At 44.1% G+C, this 9,740-nt stretch carries 7 protein-coding genes; all 7 read left to right on the top strand.

Annotated elements, in window-relative coordinates:
• The first annotated feature begins 280 nt into the window (after positions 1-280).
• From ACYVAA_RS21115 to ACYVAA_RS21145, 7 genes are read left to right on the top strand one after another with little or no spacing between them, the layout of a single operon-like run.
• A complete protein-coding gene (locus ACYVAA_RS21115; protein WP_460545653.1) occupies positions 281-1,537 on the top strand; it encodes a c-type cytochrome in 1,257 nt (418 codons plus the stop codon).
• A gap of 39 nt (positions 1,538-1,576) precedes the next feature.
• Positions 1,577-4,666: a Fe-S-cluster-containing hydrogenase gene (locus ACYVAA_RS21120; RefSeq protein ID WP_460545655.1), complete on the top strand. Its 3,090-nt coding sequence runs from the start codon at positions 1,577-1,579 to the stop codon at positions 4,664-4,666.
• 18 nt (positions 4,667-4,684) lie between these two features.
• On the top strand, positions 4,685-6,049 hold the full coding sequence (nrfD, locus tag ACYVAA_RS21125; RefSeq protein ID WP_460545657.1) for an NrfD/PsrC family molybdoenzyme membrane anchor subunit: 1,365 nt from the start codon (positions 4,685-4,687) through the stop codon (positions 6,047-6,049).
• A complete protein-coding gene (locus ACYVAA_RS21130) occupies positions 6,049-6,579 on the top strand; it encodes a DUF3341 domain-containing protein (RefSeq protein ID WP_460545659.1) in 531 nt (176 codons plus the stop codon). Before nrfD ends, ACYVAA_RS21130 begins: the two co-directional genes overlap by 1 nt.
• A gap of 14 nt (positions 6,580-6,593) precedes the next feature.
• Entirely contained in the window at positions 6,594-7,220 is a 627-nt protein-coding gene (locus ACYVAA_RS21135) for a c-type cytochrome (RefSeq protein ID WP_460545661.1), read from the top strand.
• A 2-nt stretch (positions 7,221-7,222) separates the two neighbouring features.
• On the top strand, positions 7,223-8,599 hold the full coding sequence (locus ACYVAA_RS21140; protein ID WP_460545663.1) for a quinol:cytochrome C oxidoreductase: 1,377 nt from the start codon (positions 7,223-7,225) through the stop codon (positions 8,597-8,599).
• Positions 8,600-8,623: 24 nt separating this feature from the next.
• Positions 8,624-9,652 carry a cytochrome c oxidase subunit II gene (locus ACYVAA_RS21145; RefSeq protein ID WP_460545665.1) on the top strand — a complete coding sequence of 343 codons (1,029 nt, stop codon included), beginning with the start codon at positions 8,624-8,626 and terminating at the stop codon, positions 9,650-9,652.
• The last annotated feature ends 88 nt before the right edge of the window (positions 9,653-9,740 follow it).

A 9,740-nucleotide genomic window follows, 5' to 3' on the forward strand; every position in this document is an offset into this window, starting at 1 on the left:
GGGGTATGAAATCTAAAATTGGCTTTTAAATAAATATGCGGCCGAAAATGGGCGGGGGAGGGACTTATTGTGCGGGATGGGTTATTTATAAAGGTTCTAAATAGGTTGGTTTCTGTGGGTTTAGCTTATAACTAACTGTAAATCAGTAGTTAATGATTGTTTTCTTTTCTTGCAGTCCAAAAGTTTGACAATTTATACGGGTTTGAAAAATAGAAGTTGGGTAGTACATTTGTGGGGAGTTTTAAAAACCGTGAAATAAACTGATTAAAGAGTTATAAATATGTCAATCAAACGCTCATTATTAAGTGTTCCATTCAGATTTTGCAACATGGCGTTGATTTTTTTCCTATTGATAGGAATTAACGCTTTTGCTGCAGATCCTGGAGTTTCTGATAGTGAAGAGGCCGTCAAGGCCGGAGAATCACTATTTAACGCCAACTGTAAGACCTGTCACAAGCTTGATCAAAAGTTTACTGGCCCAGCATTAAGAGGGGTGAGTGATCGGAGAGATCTGGCCTGGATTCAGGCGTTTGTGAAAAACTCACAAAAAGTAATCCAGGAAGGCGATGCTACAGCTGTAGCCCTTTTTGCAGAGTATAACAACACGGTGATGCCAGCTCATCCTTTCTTAAGTGATGAGGATGTTATGAGTTTACTTTCTTACATCGAATTTGGAGGTAAAGAAGAAGCAGCTGCTCAGGCAGGCGGAGCAGGCGAAGGAGCGGCAGTAGCAGCAGGCGGTGTGCCAAGCGAATACCTGACCATTATTTTGGCGGTATTGGTGGTGATATTGCTGTTGATATTGATTGTGCTGGGACTGATTGCTTCTGTGCTGAGCAAGTACCTGAACAAGCAGCCCCTAGATGAAGACGATAAAGAGTTTATCAGTCAGAAAACCGACTTCAAAAAGGTATTTAAGAGTGATGCCTTCGTCATCATCATTACCGCAATTGTGGTAGCCTTGGTAGCAAAGACAGCCATAGACGGTTTATTCACTGTGGGGGTACAGCAAGGATATGCGCCAACTCAGCCCATTGCATTCTCCCACAAGCTCCATGCCGGAGATAAAGAGATCCCTTGTCAGTACTGTCACACTGGGGTAGAAATAGGAAGGTCAGCAAACATTCCATCTCCCAATATCTGTATGAACTGTCACATGCATGTTCAAAACGTGGAAGGAAAAGAGGGCGTATCTCCTGAGATCCAGAAAATTTACAATGCTATAGATAATGATCAGCCTGTAGAGTGGGTAAGGGTACATAACTTACCTGATCTGGCATATTTCAATCACTCTCAGCACGTGAAGGTGGGGGGAATCGAATGTCAGACTTGTCATGGTCCTATTGAGGAAATGGAAGTAGTTCGTCAGCATAGCGCCCTTACCATGGGCTGGTGTATCGACTGTCACAGACAGACCGATATCAAAACTGCCGGCAACGAATACTATGACAAGTTGGTACAATTGCACTCGGAATCAAAAGATGCCTTGAAAGTTAAGGACATCGGTGGTCTGGAATGTGCTAAGTGCCACTATTAATTAAAAATCTTTTAAGAACATTCTTTTCTTTAATATAAAATGAAAGAAAATAAAAAGACATACTGGAAGGGATTAGAACAGTTGACAAACGATCCGGAATTTGTGAAGAATGCAGATCGGGAATTTCCTGAGTACCTTCCAATAAGCGGACAAGAAGAAGGAGGAGCTTCCAGAAGGGATTTCCTTAAATTAATGGGATTCAGCTTGGCGGCAGCTTCTTTGGCAGCCTGTGAAGCTCCAGTAAGAAAGGCCATTCCTTATGTGAACAAGCCGGTGGATGTAAACCCGTCCATTCCTAATTACTATGCATCTACATTCTTTGGAGGTGGTGAATATGCTTCTGTAGTAGTAAAGACCAGAGAAGGTAGACCTATTAAAGTAGATGGCAACAAGCTGTCTCCAGTGACCAAAGGTGGTACCAGCTCCATTGTAGAAGCTTCTGTACTGTCTCTGTACGATAAAGAAAGATTAACCGGTCCTTACAAAAGCGGAGCAAAGTCCGACTGGGCCACGATAGATAAAGAAGTAGCTGATAAACTTAAGGCGGCGGGCAATGTGAGAGTGGTGACCAACACCATCATGTCCCCATCTTCAGAAAAAGCATTGAAAGCCCTTACCGATGCCATCGGAGGAGCGGAAGTAGTAACTTATGACGCTACTTCTACTTACGGTATTGTAAAGGCCAACGAAACCTATTACGGTGCAGGTGTATTGCCAAACTATAGCTTTGATAAGGCAGATGTGATTGTAAGTTTCGGAGCGGACTTCTTGGGTACTTGGATTGCTCCAATCGAATATTCCAAGCAGTATGCCCAGGGAAGAAGGATTTCAAAGGAAAACCCGAACATGTCCCGTCACTTCCAATTTGAGTCCAACCTTTCACTGACTGGAGCCAATGCAGATTACAGAACACCGATCAGGGCTTCTCAAAGTGGATTGGCTGTTTTGGCGCTTTACAATGCACTTGCCAAGAAGGCAGGGGTAGCTACAGTTAAAGCTGCCAGTGTGGAAGTAGCCCACCTCGATAAGGCCGCTAATGAACTTTGGGCAAACAAAGGCAAGTCCTTGGTAGTGTCCGGTTCCAACGATCCCAATGTACAGGTGGTAATCAATGCCATCAACGATTTGTTGGGTAATAATAATACAACCATCAGTTATACCAAATCTGTTAACTTCAAGCAGGGCAACGACGCTAACATGTCGAAGTTTGTCGCTGATTTGGCTGCTGGCAGAGTAGGTGGGGTATTGTTCTACAACTGTAACCCGGTGTATGACCATCCACAAGGAGAAACCTTAGGACAGGCCATTTCCAAAGCAAAAGTGTCCGTGGCTACAAACGGAACCATGGATGAAACGGCCTCTTTGGTGCAATACGTAGCTCCTGATCACCATTACCTGGAATCTTGGAATGACTATAATCCAAAAGCAGGCGAATACAGTTTGTCACAGCCTGCTATATCACCACTTTTTGAAACCAGACAAGCGCAGGAATCTTTCTTGACTTGGGCTGGAGTACCTTCAAACTACTACGATTTCCTACAGGAAAGCTGGAAAGAACTTTTTGCTAACCAGTCAGCGGTCAGCAGCTTCCAGGAATTCTGGGACAGGTCCTTATATAACGGTTATTATTCTGCAGACTTGGCGAGTGAAGCGGCTGAATTGACTCCAGTGGGAGATATCAATGCTGCAGCTGCCGCTGTGGCTAAATCGTACACTGCGTCTAACTCAGGCGCGGAACTGATCATGTACCAAAAAGTGGGTATCGGGGACGGTACATTTGCCAACAACCCTTGGTTGCAGGAAATGTCTGATCCAATCTCTAAGGCAACTTGGGATAACTACCTGACGGTATCTCAAAAATGGGCCAATGAAAATGGCCTGAAGATGTTCGAAGGGGAGACCAAAAAGGCGAAAATTGCCGTCAATGGAAAATCGCTGATCGTTCCAGTTTTGGTTCAGCCAGGACAGGCTGACGGAACCATTGGCCTGGCCATTGGATATGGTAGAACCAAGGCTGGTAGAGTGGCCAACGGAGTAGGTGTTAATGCCTATCAGTTGTTGGACAATTCCAAAGGCTTTGTAAACTTTGATATTACCTCAGGAGTAAGCATCGAGCTTACCGGAGATACTTATAAAATAGCTCAAACACAGACGCATCAAACTTATATGGACCGTTCTAACGTGATCCAGGAGTCTGTTTTGTCTGAGTACAAAAAAGATCCATCTGCAGGACGTGTTCAGCCAAAAATCTATAAGGATGGTGAATTTGTAAAGCCCTCCAAGGTTTCTCTTTGGAGTGGACACAAGTACAGCCAGCATCATTGGGGCTTGGCCATTGACATGAACTCTTGTGTAGGCTGTGGAGCCTGTACAGTGGCCTGTCAAGTGGAAAACAACGTAGCAGTGGTAGGCAAGCAAGAGGTGTTGAACAGAAGGGAGATGGCATGGATCAGGATTGACCGTTACTATAGCTCTGATGCGGAAGCGGGTGATCTTGAAGGTTTGGAGAAGGCTTCTGACAACCCTGAAGTAACCTTCCAGCCGATGATGTGTCAGCACTGTAACAACGCTCCTTGTGAGACGGTATGTCCTGTAGCTGCAACTACCCACAGCTCTGAAGGCCTTAACCAGATGACGTACAACAGATGTATCGGTACCCGTTATTGTGCCAACAACTGTCCTTATAAAGTAAGACGTTTCAACTGGTTCAAATACCATGATAATAAGGACTTTGCTACAGTGAACGTGGCTCAGAACGATGATCTAGGTAAGATGGTGCTGAACCCTGATGTGACCGTAAGGGCCAGGGGTGTGATGGAGAAATGTAGCCTTTGTGTTCAGCGAATCCAAGCGGGCAAGCTGGCCGCTAAGCGCGAAAACAGAAAGATCAAGGATGGAGAAGTGGATGTGGCCTGTGCAGTAGCATGTTCTACTGATGCCTTGGTATTTGGTGATATGAACGATCCGAACAGTAGAGTTTCCAAATTGTTGAAGATAGAGGAAAACACTACTTCAGCAGTGAAGGAGGTCAATGAGGAGAGAGCATACCACGTATTGGAGGAAATCAATGTGAGCCCTAACGTGTGGTACTTCACCAAGATTAGAAATAAGGACAAAAACGAAGCGTAAATAATAATTTTATAAGATATGCAGGTTACTTCATCCGTACGCGAACCGTTAGTTACGGGCGGTAAAACTTACAAAGACGTTACCCATGACGTTGCCAGGCAGGTAGAGGGTAAGCCTACCATAGGCTGGCTACTTGGCATGGCGGTGGCAATCGGAGCCTTAGCTTTAGGTGGGATTGCCGTAGGAGCCACTGTTTGGGAAGGTATTGGTATGTGGGGATTGAACAAGACAGTTGGTTGGGCATGGGATATCACCAACTTCGTATGGTGGGTAGGTATTGGTCACGCAGGTACCTTGATTTCTGCGGTACTTCTACTTTTCAGACAGAAATGGAGAACTTCCATTAACAGGGCTGCAGAGGCGATGACTATCTTCGCCGTTATCTGTGCGGCCATGTTTCCCGTGTTGCACATGGGTAGACCTTGGTTGGGAGCATACTGGGCTTTGCCACTTCCAAACGTATTTGGTTCTCTGTGGGTAAACTTTAACTCTCCACTATTGTGGGACGTATTTGCGATCTCTACCTACTTCTCTGTTTCATTGGTGTTCTGGTACATCGGTTTGATTCCGGATTTTGCCACCATCAGAGACAGGGCTACCGGTTTGAGAAAGACAATCTACGGAGCACTTAGCTTTGGCTGGGACGGCGCCGCAAAAACTTGGATGAGGTATGAATCAGTGTCCTTGATCCTTGCAGGTTTGGCCACTCCTCTCGTACTCTCTGTACACACGATTGTATCCTTTGACTTTGCGACTTCCGTAATACCTGGATGGCACACGACCATCTTCCCTCCTTACTTCGTTGCAGGTGCGATTTTCTCTGGTTTTGCCATGGTCTTGACCTTGATGATCATCACCCGTAAGGTATTTAAGTTGGAAGATTATATTACAATGGTACACATTGAATTGATGAACATTGTAATCATTATCACTGGTTCTATAGTAGGTATCGCTTATATCACGGAATTCTTCATCGCTTGGTATTCTGGAGTAGCTGCAGAGCAGTACGCGTTTATCAACAGGGCCTTTGGTCCTTACTGGTGGGCTTACTGGTCCATGATGACCTGTAACGTGATTTCACCTCAACTTTTCTGGTTCAAAAAGATCAGGACTTCCATCGTGTTTACTTTCCTACTTTCTTTGGTGGTAAACATCGGTATGTGGTTCGAACGATTTGTGATTATTGTAACCTCACTTCACAGGGACTTCCTGCCTTCTTCTTGGGCAATGTTCTACCCAACATGGGCAGATATCGGAGTTTACCTGTTTACCTTCGGTTTGTTCTTTACCTGCTTCCTGTTGTTTGCCAAATTCTTCCCGGTGATCAACATGGCAGAAGTGAAATCTGTATTGAAGTCTTCATCTGAAAAAGTAAATAAATAATGGAAAGAGATACGAATTTTATCCTCGGTATTTATGAAGATGAGGATGTTTTGAAAGAAGCAGTCACCAAGGTGAGGGAAAGTGGCGTGAAAATACATGAGGTTTATACTCCTTATCCGATTCACGGCCTAGAGGATGTTTTGGGATATAGAAGAAGTAGGTTGCCTATTGCTGCATTTTTGTTCGGCCTGTTGGGAACATGTTTGGCCCTTACCATGCAGATCACTATGATGGGGGTTGACTGGCCAATGATTATTGGGGGTAAGGATTACGTTCCTTTGCCGGACTTTATTCCGGTTACCTTCGAGCTGACCGTATTATTAGCCTCTTTCGGTATGGTAGGGGTGTTTATGATCAGCAGTAATCTTAAGCCTTGGGCCAATCCAAGGATTTTTGATCTGAGAATCACCGATGACAAGCATGTGATGGCGATTGACATTGCCAACAATGCCAAGATTGAAGAGTCTGCCATCAAAGAATTGCTGCATTCTTCAGGAGCTTCAGAAGTGAATAATAAAAGTTTTGAATAGGTAACGTTGAAGATATGAAAATTATAAAGTCCATATATTTAGTTGCGCTTTCTGCTGCTTCTTTGGGAGTAGTATCTTGCGGGGCTTCAGGAGATGATCAGGGGCTGGAATATGCACCTCAGATGTATCACTCTGTAGCCTATGAACCACTTACCCAAATTCAAGACGAAGAATCTGGAAGCTGGTTGTCAAACCGTGAAGATGGAAAAGGAGAATTTTATAACAGTAATATATACAACCCTCATAACATGAACATGAGGGAACCGGTAGCTAATACTGTTCCAAGGAATAAGCACGATATGCTTCCTTACAGATTGCGGGTAGCGGATTTGGAAGCTGCTGATAGTGTTCAGAATCCTGTAGAGCTTAATGATCAGGTTTTGGCTGATGGAAAGCTACTCTTCTCGCAGTATTGTATGCCATGTCACGGCGAAGGTGGCCAGGGCGATGGTAAAGTAGGTGAAGTAATCGGTGGTGTAGCCAACCTTACCGGTGGGGCATACATCAACCTTACAGAAGGACATATTTTCCATGTGATCACGCACGGAAAAGGAAGAATGGGAGCACATGCTTCCCAGATTTCACCTGAAAGAAGATGGAAGATTGTTCACTATGTTAAACAAGAAATTCAGAAACAATAATAATGGCGCACGTTACAAATTTTAACCTGGATCAAAAATTTGACTTCACGGCCGCTTTGAAAAAGACCATCATGACGATTGGTGGTATTGGGGCGATCTTGTTAGTCATCGGTATTTTCACCGCTGGAGGTGAAGGGCACGGACATGGAGAAGCGGCTCACCAGACGGAGCACGTGGATGCTGCTGATCATGGTGATCATCATGCTGCCGAGGCGGGACACGCAGAAGAAGCGGGACACGAAGACGAAGGACATGGTGGCTACCACTGGTCCAAGAGATTCTTTGCCAACCTTTGGATCAACAACGTTTATTTTGCAGGGATCGCCATCATAGGTGTATTCTTCTTTGCTATACAGTATGCCGCACAGGCCGGATGGGCTACAGCGATCCTCCGTGTGATGATTTCATTTGGCAACTGGTTGCCGTTTGCGGCCATCTTAATGATTGTTACCTATTTTATAGCAGGGCATGACCTGTTCCACTGGACGCACCACGATATCTTCGTTAAGGGAGGAGACCATTATGATGCTATCATCGATGGAAAGGGCGGATTTTTCTATTGGCCGATGGCTAAAGGAAGCTTCCCTATTTTCTGGGTAGCCAGATTGGTGATTTTCTTCGGACTTTGGATTTTCTTCTTCAATAAACTGAAGAACCTTTCTTTGCAGGAAGATATTAACGGAGGTGACAGTTACTGGTACAACATCAGAAAGTGGTCTGCTATTTTCTTGGTGATCTTTGCCGTGACTTCTTCTATCAGCGCATGGGACTGGATTATGTCTATTGACACCCACTGGTTCTCTACCTTGTTTGGATGGTATGTGTTTGCCTCATGGTTTGTAGCCGGTCTTTCTTCTATCTGTTTGGTGACCATTATGCTTAAGGAGAGAGGTTATTTGGAGATGTTCAATGAAAACCATCTTCATGACCTTGGTAAATTCATTTTTGGATTCTCTATCTTCTGGACCTACCTGTGGTTCTCTCAGTTCCTGTTGATTTACTATGCCAATATTCCTGAGGAATCAGTATACTTCTTGGAAAGATTGAACAGTGATAAGTATGGATCTTTTATTTTCGTGAACATTATCCTCAACTTCGTGTTACCATTCTTGGTGCTGATGACCAGAGATTCTAAAAGGCATACCATCTTCCTGAAAGTAGTGTGTACCCTGATCATCGTAGGACACTGGGTAGACTTCTTCTTGATGGTTCAGCCAGGTACGCTAGGACATAATGGTGGTGTTGGTTTAATGGAAATAGGGATGTTCATGTTGTATGCTTCAGTAGTGATCACTGTTGTCTTGACAGGTCTTTCGAAGAAAGGACTCGTTGCTAAGAACCACCCAATGTTGGAGGAAACTTATCATCATCACATTTAATACGTATCCGAAAAAGATAAAATTATGTACGGATTTCTTATAGCACTAGGTGTTTTATTATTGGTGTCCATCATTTGGATGGTATACAGGATACAAACGTTGGTTTCTGTTGTTAAAGGTTCTGACAAGAAAATAGCAACAGGAAGCAATAAAGTAAACGCAGCACTTTTTGTGGTCTTTTTATTGGCCTCTGGTGTTTTGATGTTTTGGTATTCCATAAAGGAATTTGATAACTACAACCTGCCACTAGCTTCAGAACACGGAGCCGTTACGGATCAGTTGTTCTGGGTGACGATGGCCATTACAGGGGTGGTTTTCATTTTGACCCATATTCTTTTGTTTTGGTTCAGCTATAAATACCAATATAAGGAAAACAGCAGGGCAGATTATTTCCCTGAAAACAATAAACTGGAGGTGATCTGGACAGCCGTTCCGGCGGTAGTACTGACGGTATTGATCGTCTATGGCTGGAAATCTTGGACCGATATTACAGCGCCAGCTCCTGAGAATGCCCATGTGGTTGAGGTGATGGGATATCAGTTTGCATGGGAATTTAGGTACCCAGGTAAAGATAACCAGTTGGGAAGCTATGACTATCGATTGATCAACCCTTCCAATTCAAGAGGTATTGATTTTACCGACAAAAACGCTCTGGATGACTTCCCTGCACAAAAGGTGGTGATTCCAAAAGGAGAACCAGTATTGTTTAAGATCAGATCCAGAGACGTTTTGCACTCTGTGTTTGCTCCACATATGAGATTAAAAATGGATGCAGTGCCAGGTATGCCGACCAGGTTCTGGTTTGTGCCTACCAAGACCACTGCGGAAATGAGAGCAGAGCTCAACGATGAAGAGTTTGTATATGAGATTGCATGTACAGAGGTATGTGGTGGCGGTCACTTCTCCATGAGAAGGGAGATTGAAGTAGTGGAGCCTGCTGAATACCAGAAATGGATGGCAGAGCAACAAACATTCATTGATATGGATCCTTCTTTGATTGCCGATGCTCCTGCTGAGATCAAGGAATTGGCTCAGATTCAAAGTGGAGAATAAGATATTAATTGATATAATAAAATAATTATGGCAGTAGCTAACATATCATCTCACGGTACTACGGCGCATGATCATCACGATGATCATC

The sequence above is a fragment of the Echinicola sediminis genome (genome assembly GCF_054777495.1).

Excerpts from the sequence above, each read along its gene's own strand:
- ACYVAA_RS21115 (WP_460545653.1), top strand. The coding sequence starts at position 281 with ATGTCAATCAAACGCTCATTATTAAGTGTTCCATTCAGATTTTGCAAC.
- ACYVAA_RS21120 (WP_460545655.1), top strand. The coding sequence starts at position 1,577 with ATGAAAGAAAATAAAAAGACATACTGGAAGGGATTAGAACAGTTGACA.
- nrfD (WP_460545657.1), top strand. The coding sequence starts at position 4,685 with ATGCAGGTTACTTCATCCGTACGCGAACCGTTAGTTACGGGCGGTAAA.
- ACYVAA_RS21130 (WP_460545659.1), top strand. The coding sequence starts at position 6,049 with ATGGAAAGAGATACGAATTTTATCCTCGGTATTTATGAAGATGAGGAT.
- ACYVAA_RS21135 (WP_460545661.1), top strand. The coding sequence starts at position 6,594 with ATGAAAATTATAAAGTCCATATATTTAGTTGCGCTTTCTGCTGCTTCT.
- ACYVAA_RS21140 (WP_460545663.1), top strand. The coding sequence starts at position 7,223 with ATGGCGCACGTTACAAATTTTAACCTGGATCAAAAATTTGACTTCACG.
- ACYVAA_RS21145 (WP_460545665.1), top strand. The coding sequence starts at position 8,624 with ATGTACGGATTTCTTATAGCACTAGGTGTTTTATTATTGGTGTCCATC.